This window comes from Cupriavidus nantongensis (genome assembly GCF_001598055.1).
GTDB lineage: Bacteria > Pseudomonadota > Gammaproteobacteria > Burkholderiales > Burkholderiaceae > Cupriavidus > Cupriavidus nantongensis.
This window is the reverse complement of sequence record NZ_CP014844.1, coordinates 3976219-3990775: the sequence shown is the minus strand read 5'-3', so window position 1 is coordinate 3990775 and position 14557 is coordinate 3976219. Positions and strand designations below refer to the sequence as shown.

General features: G+C 68.0%; 12 protein-coding genes. 10 read left to right on the top strand and 2 right to left on the bottom strand.

Annotated elements, in window-relative coordinates:
• Positions 1–204: 204 nt before the first annotated feature.
• Together metG and A2G96_RS18455 are read right to left on the bottom strand one after the other, a co-directional pair.
• The gene (metG, locus tag A2G96_RS18460; RefSeq protein ID WP_062801527.1) at positions 205–2277 is read right to left on the bottom strand and encodes a methionine--tRNA ligase; all 2073 of its coding nucleotides are present in this window, start codon (positions 2275–2277) and stop codon (positions 205–207) included.
• A gap of 287 nt (positions 2278–2564) precedes the next feature.
• Positions 2565–3203 (bottom strand): YiaD family glycine zipper/OmpA-like lipoprotein, encoded by a 639-nt coding sequence (locus tag A2G96_RS18455; RefSeq protein WP_062801526.1) that lies wholly within the window; start codon positions 3201–3203, stop codon positions 2565–2567.
• Between the two features lie 337 nt (positions 3204–3540).
• On the opposite strand from A2G96_RS18455, the gene apbC reads away from it, so the two are divergent.
• The 10 genes from apbC (at position 3541) to A2G96_RS18405 (ending at position 14540) form a co-directional block, all read left to right on the top strand.
• A complete protein-coding gene (gene apbC / locus A2G96_RS18450; RefSeq protein ID WP_062801525.1) occupies positions 3541–4629 on the top strand; it encodes an iron-sulfur cluster carrier protein ApbC in 1089 nt (362 codons plus the stop codon).
• 14 nt (positions 4630–4643) lie between these two features.
• On the top strand, positions 4644–5183 hold the full coding sequence (locus A2G96_RS18445) for a DUF3305 domain-containing protein (protein WP_062801524.1): 540 nt from the start codon (positions 4644–4646) through the stop codon (positions 5181–5183).
• A 31-nt stretch (positions 5184–5214) separates the two neighbouring features.
• Positions 5215–5868 (top strand): DUF3306 domain-containing protein, encoded by a 654-nt coding sequence (locus A2G96_RS18440; protein WP_062801523.1) that lies wholly within the window; start codon positions 5215–5217, stop codon positions 5866–5868.
• 100 nt (positions 5869–5968) lie between these two features.
• Complete coding sequence (locus A2G96_RS18435) at positions 5969–8134, top strand: 4Fe-4S binding protein (protein WP_062801522.1); 2166 nt, start codon at positions 5969–5971, stop codon at positions 8132–8134.
• 37 nt (positions 8135–8171) lie between these two features.
• A complete protein-coding gene (locus A2G96_RS18430) occupies positions 8172–8810 on the top strand; it encodes a TorD/DmsD family molecular chaperone (protein ID WP_062801521.1) in 639 nt (212 codons plus the stop codon).
• Between the two features lie 167 nt (positions 8811–8977).
• A complete protein-coding gene (locus tag A2G96_RS18425) occupies positions 8978–9193 on the top strand; it encodes a formate dehydrogenase (RefSeq protein WP_062801520.1) in 216 nt (71 codons plus the stop codon).
• Between the two features lie 73 nt (positions 9194–9266).
• Complete coding sequence (locus A2G96_RS18420; protein WP_062801519.1) at positions 9267–12314, top strand: molybdopterin-dependent oxidoreductase; 3048 nt, start codon at positions 9267–9269, stop codon at positions 12312–12314.
• Between the two features lie 15 nt (positions 12315–12329).
• Entirely contained in the window at positions 12330–13031 is a 702-nt protein-coding gene (fdh3B, locus tag A2G96_RS18415; protein WP_062801518.1) for a formate dehydrogenase FDH3 subunit beta, read from the top strand.
• A complete protein-coding gene (locus tag A2G96_RS18410) occupies positions 13028–13264 on the top strand; it encodes a hypothetical protein (RefSeq protein ID WP_062801517.1) in 237 nt (78 codons plus the stop codon). The genes fdh3B and A2G96_RS18410 overlap by 4 nt, the downstream gene beginning before the upstream one ends.
• Positions 13265–13313: 49 nt before the next feature.
• Positions 13314–14540 carry a formate dehydrogenase subunit gamma gene (locus A2G96_RS18405; RefSeq protein WP_062801516.1) on the top strand — a complete coding sequence of 409 codons (1227 nt, stop codon included), beginning with the start codon at positions 13314–13316 and terminating at the stop codon, positions 14538–14540.
• The last annotated feature ends 17 nt before the right edge of the window (positions 14541–14557 follow it).

The following is a 14557-nucleotide window of genomic DNA, read 5'->3' as shown; positions in this document are numbered from 1 at the left end:
GCCGGATCCATGTATGACATGCCGCGTGTGCATAGAGCGGGGGAGAGCGAGGGGGATCTGCCGCTGGTTCTGCATTGCAGAATCCAGCCGGCTGAGGCGGGCGAGATCTCGATGATCCGCCGCCGAAGGAAACCGCGTCACGAGCGTGCCGCGGGATGCGACCCTCTCCCGCGTGCCGGGAGAGGGCGCAGCGATACCGAACGATCAGCCGATGCGCATGCCCGGCACCGCGCCGCTGTGCGGCTCCAGGATGTACAGGCCGGGCGCGGCCTTTTCATCCGCGGCCGAGGCCGCCAGCACCATGCCTTCGGAGACGCCGAACTTCATCTTGCGCGGCGCCAGGTTTGCCACCACCACGGTCAGCTTGCCCACCAGCTGCTCGGGCGTGTAAGCCGACTGGATGCCGGAGAACACATTGCGGGTGCGGCCTTCGCCCAGGTCCAGCGTCAGCTGCAGCAGCTTGTTCGAGCCTTCCACCTTCTGGCATTCGACGATTTTCGCCACGCGCAGGTCGATCCTGGCGAAGTCGTCGATGGTGATGGTGTCGGCGATCGGCTCGATCGCGGCTGCGTTGGCGCCAGCGTTGGCGGAGGGCGCCGCGGTCGCCTGCAGCGATTCGCGGTTGGCGGCCAGCAGCGCGTCGACCTGCCTGGCATCGACGCGCGTCATCAGGTGCTGGTAGGGCTGCACCGGGCTGGCGGCCGACAGCTGCCGGTCGATCGCGCGCCAGTCCAGCGGCGCGACGTTGAGGAAGCGCTCGACGCCCGCGGCCACGTTGGGCACCACCGGCTTCAGGTAGATCGTCAGCAGGCGGAACGCCTCCAGCGAGACCGAGCACGCCGCATGCAGCGCGGCGCGCTTGCCGTCGTCCTTGGCCAGTTCCCACGGCTTCTCGGTATCGACGAAGGCGTTGACGGCATCGGTCAGCTCCATCACCAGGCGCAGCGCCTTGCTGTACTCGCGGCTTTCATACAGGTGCGCCACCTGCGGCGCGGCCTGGCGCAGCTGCTCCAGCAGCGGATGGGCCAGCGCGGCCTCGTCGACCTTGCCGTCGAAGCGCTTGACCAGGAAGCCCGCGGCGCGGCTGGCGATGTTGACGTACTTGCCGATCAGGTCGCTGTTGACGCGCGCGATGAAGTCGTCGAGGTTCAGGTCGAGGTCTTCCATGCTGGCGTTGAGCTTGGCGGCGAAGTAGTAGCGCAGCCACTCCGGGTTCATGCCGGTGTCGACATAGCTCTGCGCGGTGATGAAGGTGCCGCGCGACTTGCTCATCTTGGCGCCGTCGACAGTCAGGAAGCCGTGGGCAAAGACATTGGTCGGGGTGCGGTAGCCCGAGAAGCGCAGCATCGCCGGCCAGAACAGCGTGTGGAAGTACAGGATGTCCTTGCCGATGAAGTGGTACTGCTCGGCGGTCGAGTGCGGGCCGACCCAGGCGTCGAAATCGATGCCGCGCTGCTGCGCCAGGTTCTTGAAGCTGGCGTAGTAGCCGATCGGCGCGTCCAGCCAAACGTAGAAGTACTTGCCCGGCGCGCCCGGGATCTCGAAGCCGAAGTAGGGCGCATCGCGCGAGATGTCCCAGTCGGACAGGGTCGAGGCCTCGCCCTCGGCGCCCAGCCATTCCTGCATCTTGTTGGCGGCTTCGGGCTGGGCCAGGTCGGCCACCCACTCGCGCAGGAAGCTCTCGCAGCGCGGATCGGACAGCCTGAAGAAGTAGTGCGCCGACGACTTGCGCACCGGCGTCGCGCCCGACACCACCGAGTACGGGTTCTTCAGGTCGGTCGGCACGTAGGTGGTGCCGCATACCTCGCACGAATCGCCGTACTGGTCCTTGGCGCCGCACTTCGGGCACTCGCCCTTGATGAAGCGGTCGGGCAGGAACATGTTCTTGACCGGGTCGTAGAACTGCTCGACCTCGCGCTCGGCGATCAGGTCCTCGGCCTTCAGGGCCAGGTAGATCTTTTCGCACAGCTCGCGGTTTTCCTCGGCATCGGTGCTGTAGTAGTTGTCGAACGACACCAGGAAGCTGTCGAAATCGCGCTTGTGCTCGGTCCAGACGCGGTCGATCAGCTGCTTCGGGGTGATGCCTTCCTTCTCGGCACGCAGCATGACCGGGGTGCCATGGGTGTCGTCGGCGCCGACGTAGTAGACCTCGTTGCCCATCATGCGCTGGAACCGCACCCAGATATCGGTCTGGATGTACTCCACCAGGTGGCCGATATGGATCTGGCCGTTGGCGTAGGGCAGGGCGGATGTGACGAGGATGCGACGTGCGGTCATAAACAGGAGCCGGTCAGGAGCGGGGATATCGTGGGGACGGCGCCAGCCAGGACGGGCGGGCGCGTGCCGGGGAGGGGCTATTTTAACAACTGGCCGGCCGCCGCGCGGCAGTTCCGCATGGCGGAATGGGCGAGGCACCGGATCCGCGCGGGCAAAAAAAAGCGCCGGTCAGAGCCGGCGCAGCTTTCCACAACGGAAAAGGAGGAGAAATCAGGTACCGCCCGGGAGGTCAGCCACCCATCGCGAGCCAGCAACGGTGGCAAGCGGCACCTGTTTCTATGACTAGGTCACCCTTGAATTGGTTTCAAAAAAATTTCGACGCGGCGATTTTGTGCCCGTCCGGCCTCGGTGCCGTTGTCTGCGACCGGCTGGCTCTGGCCGCGTCCTTCGGCCGTCAGGCGGTTGCGTGCGACGCCGCGATCACCCAGGTAGCCGGCCACGCTCTGGGCGCGGCGCTGCGACAGCTGCATGTTGTAGTTGGGGTTGCCGGTGCTGTCGGTATGGCCCACCACGTTGGCGCTGACGTCCTGGTGCTGGCTCAGCGTCTGCGCGACCTGGTCGAGCACCGAGCGGAACGACGGCTTGATGGTGGCGCTGTCGGTGTCGAAGGTGACCTGGCTGGGGATGTTGACCTTCAGCGAGCCGTCCGGCTGCTCGGTGATCTGGGTGCCCGTGCCGGCGGTGTCCTTGTTCAGCTTGCCGCGGATCGCGTTCCAGTTGTAGCCGGTCGCGCCGCCGATGGCGCCGCCGACGGCCGCGCCCACCAGCGTGCCGGTGGTGTTGCCGCCGATCAGGTTGCCAAGCCCCGCGCCGACCGCGGCGCCGACGCCGGTACCAACCGCCGTGTGGGTTTGCTGTTCGGTGGCGCAGCCAGCGGCGAGCAGCGTGGCGGCGGCGAGCGAAACGGTAACGAGCTTGATCTTCATGCTTTCTCCTTCTGATGTTCCCGTAAATGTTCTTGGTACCGCGTCGCGATGGTAACGCCAAGGCAAGCGGCAGGTAACCCATTGTGCGCGTCGGCCCGGCCGGGCGAGGCACCGCTGGCGGTGTCGGCATGCCGGGCCGGCCAACCGCACTACAATATGGATATGGCGGCGCGCGCACAAGTGCAAGCTTGTGAGATTTGTAATTGTCTGTAATCCCCCACCCGACAGAGGGGATTGCACGCGCGCTTCCGGCGTTCATGGCCGGTGCTGCATACTTTGATACATCAGGCGCAGGCCATCATGCGCCAGTTCCCCCACATACCAAGCGGAGTTTGTCTTGAGCCTCAGCACTGAGCAGGTTACCGAAGCCCTGCGCACCGTCATCGACCCCAATACGGGCAAGGACCTGGTGTCCACCCGCTCGGCCAGGAACATCCGCATCGATGGCGGCGAGGTAGCGCTGGAGGTGGAACTCGGCTACCCCGCGAAAAGCCAGTTCGATCCGATCCGCAAGCTGGTGGTGGCCGCGGTGCGGCAGCTGCCGGGCGTGACCAATGTCAGCGTGGCCGTGAGCATGAAGATCGTCGCCCACGCGGTGCAGCGCGGCGTCAAGCTGCTGCCGGGCGTGAAGAACGTGATCGCGGTGGCGTCGGGCAAGGGCGGCGTGGGCAAGTCGACCACGGCGGTGAACCTGGCGCTGGCGCTGGCCGCCGAAGGCGCGCGCGTGGGCATGCTCGACGCGGATATCTACGGCCCCAGCCTGCCGATGATGCTGGGCATCGACGGCCGCCCCGAATCCGCCGACGGCCAGACCATGGAGCCGCTGGAAGGCCACGGCCTGCAGGCCAATTCGATCGGCTTCCTGATCGAGCAGGACAACCCGATGGTGTGGCGCGGCCCGATGGTGACCTCGGCGCTGGAGCAGCTGCTGCGGCAGACCAACTGGCGCGACCTCGATTACCTGATCGTCGACATGCCGCCGGGCACCGGCGACGTGCAGCTGACGCTGTCGCAGAAGGTCCCGGTTACCGGCGCGGTGATCGTCACCACGCCGCAGGACATCGCGCTGCTGGATGCCAAGAAGGGCCTGAAGATGTTCGAGAAGGTGGGCATTCCCATCCTCGGCATCGTCGAGAACATGGCGGTCTATTGCTGCCCGAACTGTGGTCATGTCGAGCATATCTTCGGCCATGGCGGCGGCGAGAAGATGTGCGCCGACTACGGCGTCGACCTGCTCGGCAGCCTGCCGCTGAACCTGAGCATCCGCGAGCAGGCCGATTCCGGCCGCCCGACCGTGGTGGCCGAGCCCGACAGCCCGGTGGCCGAGATGTACCGTGCCATCGCGCGCAAGGTGGCGATCAAGGTCGCCGACAAGGCGCGCGACATGACTAGCAAGTTCCCCAGCATCGTCGTGCAGAACACCTGAGCCCGCCTGCCGCCATGGACAGCCAGCCCACTGCCAGCCTGCCGCCGCCCGGCGCCCGCCCCGCCGTCACCATGGCCGTGGTGATGCGCAAGGTGGCGCTGGCCAACCGCTGGCAGCCCTGGAAATGGCAGCTGGACGCGGTGCTGCCCGACCTGGGCGAGTTCGGCACGCAGCCGGTATGCCTGGAGCACGATGCCCACGGCGCGCGCTGGCTGTATCCCGGCTACGAGGTCGAGCTGTTCCGCGACCAGGGCGAGGGCTATTACCTGAACCTGACCTCGGCCACGCCGTGCTGGTTCGTGCTGTGGCGCATGCCCGAGGATGAAGGCAAGGGCGACGCAGAGGATGCGCATCCGGTGCCGGTCACCGTGGCGCTGTCGTACAACGAGGCCGGGCGCTGGCTGGATGCCGGCGAGACCGTCGAGAACGTGCCGCTGGCGCCGGAGCAGCGCGACTGGCTGCAAGCCTACGTCAACGAACATTACCGGCCCGAGCCCAAGCAGCGGCGCCGGCCCGAATCCTTCAAGGCGCCGGACGAACGCGCCCGTTACTGATTCCTGACACCATCGAGAAGCGGCCCTGCCCATGAGCGAATCGTCCTTCCTGTCGCGCTGGTCGCAACGCAAGGCCGCGGTGCGCGAGGGCGTGGCCGTTCCCGCCGAACCGCCGCAGCCGGCGGTGCCCGAGCCGGAGGCGGTCCCGGCCACCGTCGAGGCCACGCACGAGGCGCCGCAAGATCCGCCGCAAGATCCGCCGCCGACGCTGGCCGATGTCGCGGCGCTGCGGCCCGGTGACGAGATCGCCCGCTTCGTCGCGCGCGGCGTGGACGAGTCGGTCAAGCGCGCCGCGCTGAAGACACTGTTTGCCGATCCGCATTTCAATGTGATGGACGGGCTCGATATCTATATCGACGATTACAGCAAGCCGGACCCGATCCCGCCCGAGATCCTGCGCCAGTTGCGCCAGGCCGAGACGCTGGGCCTGTTCGAGCCGACCGACGAGGAACGCGCCGCGGCCGAAGCCGCGGCCCGGCTGTCGCAGCCGGAACAGGTACCGCCGGCGGCGCAAACGGACGCGAGGCAGCAAGCGCAGGAGGCGGGCGCGGCACCAGGTGCCGACGCCGAAACGCCGGCGCTGCACGCCAGTCAAAGCGAACAGCAGGGCCGGCGAGACTTGTCGCAAGAGGCGCCGCAAGACCCGCAGCCAGACCCGCAGCAAGACCAGCATAAACGCGCGTAGCCCCCGGAGGCAGCGCAGCCTACAATAGGCATCCCCACAATCCGCCGGCCCGCAGACCCCCGCCAAGAAGGGACGTCCGGACCGGTCAGCCGCATTCGCCATGCCGACGCTGATCTGCAATTGCAACGACACCATGCCGCTGGACGGGGCGGCATTGTCAGACGCAACCCGCGACGCCAGCCAGGGGCCGCTCAAGGTTCATCGGCTGCTGTGCCGGCGCGAAATCGGTGACTTCACCGCCGCGCTGGACGGCACCGACGACGTGATCGTCGCCTGCACGCAAGAGCGCCAGCTGTTCACCGAGGTGGCCGCGCAAGCCGCGCGGGGCCGCGATGGCCAGGCGGTGGTGACCGCGCCGGTGCGCTTCGTCAATATCCGCGAAACCGGCGGCTGGTCGCAGGGCGCCCGGCGCGACCCCAAGACCGCCAATGCCAAGATCGCCGCGCTGCTGGCCGTGGCGGCGCTGCCCGAACCCGAGCCGGTGCCGGTGGTCGACTACCGCAGCGACGGCGCGGTGCTGGTGCTGGGCCCGGCGGCGCGCGCGCTGCCGTGGGCCGAGCGGCTGGCGGCGATGCAGCTCGAGGTCACGGTGCTGCTGACCGGTGGCGACCCACGCGAGGGTACTGCCGCGCAGCCCGCGGCGCGCGCCTATCCGGTCCACAGCGGCCGGCTGGCCGCGCTGAGCGGCTGGCTCGGCGCCTTCGAGGCCAGTTGGGAGACCGGCGCGGGCCGCAGCAACCCGATCGACCTGGACCTGTGCACGCGCTGCAATGCCTGCATCGATGCCTGTCCCGAGGGCGCGATCGACTTCAGCTACCAGATCGACCTGTCGCGCTGCCGCGCGCATCGCGACTGCGTGCGCGCGTGCGGCGCCGCCGCGGCGATCGACTTCGACCGTCCGCAGGGCACCGGCACCGGCCGCTTCGACCTGGTCTTCGACCTGTGCGACACGCCCGCCTTCACCATGCACCAGCCGCCGCAGGGCTACCTGCATGCCGGCGCCGACCCCGCCCGTCAGCAGGCCCAGGCGCTGGCGCTGGCCGGGCTGGTGGGCGAGTTCGAGAAGCCCAAGTTCTTCCGCTACAAGGACAGCCTGTGCGCGCATGGCCGCAACCAGACCACCGGCTGCACCGCCTGCATCGATATCTGCTCGACCCAGGCCATCGCCTCGCGCTGGCATGACGGCAAGGGCCGCATCGAGGTCACGCCCAACCTGTGCATGGGCTGCGGCGCCTGCACCACGGTCTGCCCGAGCGGGGCCATCAGCTACGGTTACCCCGGCCCGGAGACCACCGGCGCGCGGCTGCGCACCATGCTGTCGGCCTACCGGCAGGCCGGCGCGCGCGATCCGGTGGTGCTGCTGCATGGCGAGGAATCCGGCACGCCCGCGCTGCTGGCGCTGGGCCGCGCCGCCCGCGGCGGCAAGGCGCGCGGTGTGCCCGCGCAGGTCATGCCGCTGTCGCTGTTCCATCCGGCCTCGGTCGGGCTGGAGCTGTGGCTGGCCGCGCTGTGCTGGGGCGCGAGCCGCGTCGCCGTGCTGCTGACCGGCGACGAGGCCCCGCAATACCGCACCGCGCTGCTGGAGCAGATCGCGGTCGGGCGCGCGCTGCTGTCGGGCCTGGGTTATGACGACGAGGCGCTGTCGCTGGTCGAGGCCGCCGACACGGACGCGCTCGATGCCGGGCTGGCGGCGCTGCGCCCGGCGCGCAACGCACTGCCGCCCGCGCCCTTCGGCCCGGTCGCGGCCAAGCGCGAGCTGCTCGACTTCGCGTTCGACCACCTGGTGCGCCATGCGCCGTCGCCGGCGCCAAGCGTGCCGCTGCCGGCGGGCGCGCCGATCGGCGCCATCGCCGTCGATACAGGCAAGTGCACCTTGTGCCTGGCGTGCGTGGGCGCGTGCCCGTCGCAGGCGCTGCGCGACAACCCCGAGCGTCCCGTGCTCAGCTTTATCGAGCGCAACTGCGTGCAGTGCGGGCTGTGCCAGAAGACCTGCCCGGAGGACGCCGTGACCCTGGTGCCGCGCCTGCTGGCCGGCGACGCGGCCCGGCGCCCGGTCACGCTCAACGAGGCCCAGCCGTTCCATTGCGTGCGCTGCGCCAAGCCGTTCGGCACGGCGCAGATGGTCGAGTCGATGCTGGTGCGCCTGGCCGGACATCCGGCCTTTGCCGGCGCCGCCGCGGAGCGCCTCAGGATGTGCCCCGACTGCCGCGTGGTGGACATGATGGAACGCGACCCCGGCGCCGTTACCGGCGCCACCCTGCGCTGAGACCCGGCCCGGGCCACCGGGCACAATTCATCACGACATGACAGATTTCCAGCCGATCCAGCTCACCGCCGCGCCGCCCGCCGACCCCGCGGACAGCGAAGACACCGCCCGCGCCGACCTGTACGGCCTGCTGGCGACGCTGTTCTACCGCGCCCCGGACGCCGCCTTGCTGCATCACATCGCGGCCAACCGGGCCGTGGGCGAAGACGCGCAGACCGTGCTGGGCAAGGCGTGGAATGCGTTGTGCGACGCAGCATCCGAGACCACTGCGGCCGAGGCCGAGGAAGAGTACCGGCAATTGTTCGTCGGTGTGGGGCGCCAGGACGTGTTCCTCTACGGCTCTTTCTACATGACGGGCTTTCTGAATGAGCGCCCGCTGGTGGCGCTGCGCGAGGACCTGGCCCGCTACGGGCTGGAGCGCCACGAAGGCGTCAGCGAGACCGAGGACCACATCGCCACGCTGTGCGAGGTGATGCGCTTCCTGGTGGCGGGCGACGACCTGTCGGTGTCCAACCTGGGCGAGCAGCAGCGCTTCTATGCGAAGCATCTGCAGCCCTGGATCGAGCCCTTGTGCGAGGCGGTGGCGGCGCACCCGCAGGCGCGCTTCTATCGCAGCGTGGCCGGACTGCTGGGCACCTTCGCCGGAGTCGAGGCGGTGGCGCTCGAGATGACCTGAGCGCGGGACCGATGCGGCGCAAGCCGCAGGTTTCTTAGCTCAAGTTGAAGCAGAAGGTAAGGAAAAACCCGCGCTTGTCATGGTCTTTCCTTCCAGTTGAACCTAGAATATGCATAACAACGCATAACGGCACAACCATCGGGCTTTGACAACCGAGGAGCCCCCACATGAGAGAAAAGCCAACCAGGGTCGCGCGCCGCACGTTTCTCGCGGGCGCCGGAGTTGTAGCCGCCGCCACCGGTGCGGCAGCGCTGAGCGCGCGCGCCCCCGCCATGCCGGGCCAGGCTGCAGCCCTGCCGGAACCCACCGATCCTCCATCGGACAGCAAGGGTTACCGGGTCTCCGACCACATCCGCAAGTATTACCGGACCACGCTGGTGTAACTGCCACGGCGGCGTGGTCTGGCGCGCCGCCTGCAACCGGACGCTACCCAAGCGTCCGTTTCTGAGGTGAGACATGATCTTGACCCGCAAACGCGCGGCGCAGGGCGCATCCGCCCGCCTCGCTGATGGCCTCGCCCATCGATCCGACTCCGGGCCCGAAGCCGCCGGCGCAAGCTCCGGCCGGCTCTCGCAACGACTCGCTGCCAGCCTGGCCGGCGCCATGCCGACCATGGACCGCCGCGGCTTCCTCAAGCGTTCCGGCATCGGCGTCGGCGCCGGCCTCGCGGCCGGGCAGCTGACGCTGCTGCGCAAGGCCGACGCCGCCGACGACAAGAAGGGCGCCGCCGGCGACGGCAAGACCGGCATCGTGGTCAGGCGCACCGTGTGCGGCCACTGCTCGGTCGGCTGCGCGGTCGACGCGGTGGTGCAGAACGGCGTGTGGATCCGCCAGGAGCCGGTGTTCGATTCGCCGCTGAACATGGGCGCGCACTGTGCCAAGGGCGCGGCGCTGCGCGAGCACGGCCACGGCGAATACCGGCTCAAGTACCCGATGAAGCTGGTCAACGGCAAGTACCAGCGCATCGGCTGGGACCAGGCGCTCGACGAGATCACCGCCAAGATGAAGGAGATCCGCCAGCAGAGCGGCCCGGACTCGATGTTCTTCGTCGGCTCTTCCAAGCACAGCAACGAGCAGTCCTACCTGCTGCGCAAGTGGGTGTCGTTCTTCGGCACCAACAACACCGACCACCAGGCGCGCATCTGCCACTCGACCACCGTGGCGGGCGTGGCCAACACCTGGGGCTACGGTGCAATGACGAACTCGTACAACGACATGCAGAACTCGAAGGCTGCGTTGTATATCGGTTCGAACGCGGCCGAGGCGCACCCGGTGTCGATGCTGCACCTGCTGCATGCCAAGGAGAACGGCTGCAAGGTGATCGTGGTCGATCCGCGCTTTACGCGCACCGCGGCCAAGGCGCACCACTATGTGCGGATCCGCTCGGGCACCGACATCCCGTTCCTGTTTGGCGTGCTGTACCACATCTTCAAGAACGGCTGGGAAGACCAGAAGTACCTGAACGACCGGGTCTACGGCATGGACAAGGTCAAGGAAGAGGTGCTGGCCAAGTGGACCCCCGACAAGGTCGAGGAGGTCACCGGCGTGCCCGAGGCACAGGTCTACCTGGTGGCCGAGACCATGGCCAAGAACCGGCCCAGCACGCTGGTGTGGTGCATGGGCCAGACCCAGCACACCATCGGCAATGCGATGGTGCGGGCCTCGTGCATCGTGCAGCTGGCGCTGGGCAATATCGGCGTGTCGGGCGGCGGCGCCAACATCTTCCGCGGCCACGACAACGTGCAGGGCGCCACCGACGTCGGCCCCAACCCGGACTCGCTGCCGGGCTACTACGGCCTGGCCACCGGCGCGTGGAAGCACTACGCGGCGGTCTGGGGCGTGGACTACGAATGGATCAAGAAGCAGTTCGTGTCGCAGGCGATGATGGAGAAGTCCGGCACCACGGTGTCGCGCTGGATCGATATCGTCACCGAGAAGAACGAGCTGATCGACCAGGACAACAACGTGCGCGGCGTGTTCTTCTGGGGCCATGCCCCGAACTCGCAGACGCGCGGCCTGGAAATGAAGAAGGCGCTCGACAAGCTCGACCTGCTGGTGGTGGTCGACCCGTACCCGTCGGCGACCGCGGCCATGGCCAACATGCCGCCGGCCGAAGGCGACAAGGTCAACCCCAACCGCGCCGTGTACCTGCTGCCCGCGGCGACGCAGTTCGAGACCTCGGGCTCGTGCACGGCGTCGAACCGCTCGCTGCAATGGCGCGAGAAGGTGATCGAGCCGCTGTTCGAGTCGATGCCCGACCACACGCTGATGCAGGCGTTTGCCGACAAGCTCGGCTTCGGCAAGGAGCTGTCGAAGAACTACAAGATGATCGAGGTCAAGCGCGCCGGCCGGACCTGGATGGAGCCGGAGCCGGAATCGATCCTGCGCGAGATCAACGCCAGCAACTGGACCATTGGCTACACCGGCCAGTCGCCCGAACGGCTCAAGTCGCACATGCGCAATATGCAGATGTTCGACGTCAAGACGCTGCGCTGCAAGTCGGGCAAGGACCCGGTCACCGGCTACGACCTGACCGGCGACTACTTCGGTCTGCCGTGGCCGTGCTATGGCACGCCTGAGCTGAAGCACCCGGGCTCGCCCAACCTGTACGACACCACCAAGCACGTGATGGATGGGGGCGGCAACTTCCGCGCCAATTTCGGCGTGGAGCGGGACGGCGTCAACCTGCTGGCCGAGGATGGCTCGCACTCGCTGGGCGCGGAAATCACCACCGGCTATCCCGAGTTCGACCACGTGTTGCTGAAGAAGCTGGGCTGGTGGGACGACCTGACCGATGCCGAGAAGGCCAAGGCCGAGGGCAAGAACTGGAAGACCGACCTGTCCGGCGGCATCCAGCGCGTGGTGCTGAAGAACCATGGCTGCCATCCGTTCGGCAACGCCAAGGCGCGCGCGGTGGTGTGGAACTTCCCTGACCCGATCCCGCAGCACCGCGAGCCGCTGTACTCCACGCGTCCCGACATGGTCGCGAAGTACCCGACCCACGACGACAAGATGGCGTTCTGGCGGCTGCCGACGCTGTACAAGTCGGTGCAGCAGCGCAACCTCGAAAACAAGGTGGCCGAGAAATTCCCGATCATCCTGACCTCCGGGCGGCTGGTCGAGTACGAAGGCGGGGGCGAGGAAACCCGTTCCAACCCGTGGCTGGCCGAACTGCAGCAGGAGAACTTCGTCGAGATCAACCCGCGCGCCGCTTCCGACCGCGGCATCCGCAACGGCGACTACTGCTGGGTCAAGACCCCGACCGGCGCCAGGCTGAAGGTGCGCGCGCTGGTAACGGAGCGGGTCGGTCCGGACACCGCCTTTGTCCCGTTCCACTTCTCGGGCTGGTGGCAGGGCAAGGACCTGAAGGACTACTACCCCGAGGGCGCGATGCCGGTGGTGCGCGGCGAAGCGGTCAATACCGCGACCACGTACGGCTATGACTCGGTGACGATGATGCAGGAAACCAAGACCACCATTTGCCAGATCGAGCGGTTTGCCTAAGCGCAGAGGAACACCATGGCACGCATGAAATTTATCTGTGACGCCGAGCGCTGCATCGAGTGCAACAGCTGCGTCACTGCCTGCAAGAACGAGCACGAGGTGCCCTGGGGGGTGAACCGGCGCCGCGTGGTCACGGTCAACGACGGCATGGTCGGCGCCGAGAAATCGATCTCGGTGGCCTGCATGCACTGCTCGGACGCGCCCTGCATGGCGGTCTGCCCGGTCGACTGCTTCTACCGCACCGAGGACGGCGTGGTGCTGCACGACAAGGACGTCTGCATCGGCTGCGGCTACTGCTCTTACGCCTGCCCGTTCGGCGCGCCGCAGTTTCCGTCGACCGGCACCTTCGGCGTGCGCGGCAAGATGGACAAGTGCACCTTCTGCGCCGGCGGTCCGGAGAAGAACGGCAGCGAGGCCGAGTTCGAGAAATACGGCCGCAACCGGCTCGCCGAAGGCAAGCTGCCGCTGTGCGCCGAGATGTGCTCGACCAAGGCGCTGCTGGGCGGCGATGGCGACGTGATTGCCGACATCCTGCGCAACCGCGTGATCAAGCGCGGCACCGGCGGCGACGTGTTCGGCTGGGGCACCGCCTATGGCAATGCCCAGGCCGGCGCCAAGCCCGCGGCCCCGGCGCAGCAGACCGCGCCGGCACCTGCCGCGCCCGCCGCGCCGACCGCGCCGGCAGCGACGGTACCTGCAGGAGGGAAAGCGTCATGAACCGCATCCGCGTCGTTGCACTGGTGTCGCTGTGCGGCGTGCTGCTGGCCGCGTGCGGCGAGAAGCCGCAGACCATCGGCCCGTCGCACCGCAAGGCCGACGCCCAGGCCTACCAGGGCGCCCCGGACGATCCGTTCGTGGCCAAGGGCTGGACCGCGGGCGACCGCACCAGCTGGAACAACCAGATCCGCCAGCGCAACCAGCTGCAGAACGAGTACAACCGGGTGCAATGACCGCGCCGCCGTGTGGACTTCCCGCCAGCCGGGAACTGAAGGAGGGGCTATGACGCCGTCGCACAATCGATGCCGCGCCGCAGGCTGGCGTGGCTGGCGGAGTTGGCTGACTGCCGGCGCGCTGGCGCTGGCCGCGGCCGGCAATGCCGTGGCACAGGCCCCGGCACCCGCGCCCGGGCCGTCGACCGGACCGGCGACCGAATCGGCCAGCGCCGAGGCCAACAACCCGGCCACGCATCCGGCCCAGCCGCTGGCCGGCATTGCGTCCCAGAACATCTTCGACATTCCGCCGCGCGACATCGCCGCCGAGGCCAGGTCGCAGCAGCAGCGCAGCGTCACGCAGCCCGGCAACAACGCGCCGATGTGGCGCGAGGTCAATTCCGATGAGCGCCACTACAGCAGCCTGCCCGACAAGGAGGCCGGGGTGCTGATCCAGCGCAGCGGCCAGTCGTGGCGGCTGTTCCGCAACGGCGTGATCACGGTCTGGGGCGGCTGGCTGCTGCTGATCGTGCCGGTGGCGATCCTCGGTTTCTTCCTGTGGCGCGGCACCATCCCGCTGCGCACGCCCAGGACCGGCCGCATGATCGAGCGCTTTACCCCGCTCGAGCGCATCGTCCACTGGACCATGGCGATTTCCTTCGTGGTGCTGGCGGTGTCGGGCATCGTGATGCTGCTGGGCAAGCATTTCCTGCTGCCGCTGATGGGCCATATGCTGTTCGGCTGGCTTAGCTACATCCTGAAGAACCTGCACAACGTGGTGGGGCCGATCTTCACGCTGTCGGTGATCGTCGCCTTCGTGGTGTTCCTGCGCGACAACCTGCCCAGTCGCGACGACGTCCGCTGGGTCACCAGCCTCGGCGGGCTGGCCTCGGGCAAGCACGTGCCGAGCGGGCGCTTCAACGCCGGCGAGAAGATGTGGTTCTGGGTGGGCGTGTTCGTGTTCGGCCTGGTGCTGTCGGTCTCGGGCTGGGTGCTCGACATGATCGTGCCCGGCATGGACTACTACCGCGCCACCATGCAGATCGCCAACGTGATCCACGGGATCTCGGCGGTGCTGATGATTGCGATGGCGTGCGGCCATATCTATATGGGCACCATCGGCATGGAAGGCGCGTACCGCGCCATGCGCGATGGCTGGGTCGACGAGGCCTGGGCCAAGGAGCACCACGAACTCTGGTACGACGATATCAAGTCCGGCAAGATCCCGGCCCAGCGTTCGGCCAGCCCGGATGCTGGCGCGGCCCGGCCGGCGCGGCAGAGTCCCGGCGAAGCCTGACGCAGGCCTGGCCAGCG